General features: G+C 70.5%; 1 protein-coding gene. It reads right to left on the reverse strand.

Annotation, left to right across the window (positions count from 1 at the left end; all coding sequences use genetic code 11):
• Window positions 1-586: amidase family protein (locus VP06_RS30640; protein ID WP_048467602.1), on the reverse strand; the 586-nt coding region annotated here is incomplete at both ends.

Genomic DNA, 586 nt, shown 5'->3' on the forward strand with positions numbered 1-586 from the left:
GGGCGCGACTTGCCGCGGGTCGAGCCCGTCGGCGCCGGCCAGGACTTCGAGCAGCAGGGCGTTGTCGGCGACGCTCGCGGTCATCGGGCCGGTATGGTCGATCGTGGTCTCGATCGGCATCACACCGGTATAGGGCACGAGACCGTGGGTCGGCTTCATGCCGTAGATCCCGCAATACGAGGCGGGGATGCGGATCGAGCCGCCCTGGTCGCCGCCGATCGCGAGATCGACCGCGCCGGACGCCACCAGCGCGGCGCTGCCCGAGGACGAACCCCCGGCCGAGTAGCCCATGCGGTGCGGGTTGTGGACCGGCCCCGGATCCGATGTGTGGCTGCCGCCCGAGAGGCAGAAATGCTCGCAGACCGCCTTGCCGAGGATCGTCGCGCCGGCATCCAGCATCCGGGTCACGATGGTGGCGTCGGAGGCCGGCACGAAGCCTTCGAGGGTCGAGGCGCCGTTCATCATCGGCACGCCGGCGAGCGCCACATTGTCCTTGAGCGCGACGGTCTTGCCCGTGAGCGTGCCGGTCTCGGCCCCCTTCACCTCGCTCTTCCAGTACCAGGCGCCGAGCGGGTTCTCCTCCGGC

It is taken from the genome of Methylobacterium aquaticum (assembly GCF_001043915.1).
Classification (GTDB): Bacteria; Pseudomonadota; Alphaproteobacteria; order Rhizobiales; family Beijerinckiaceae; genus Methylobacterium; species Methylobacterium aquaticum.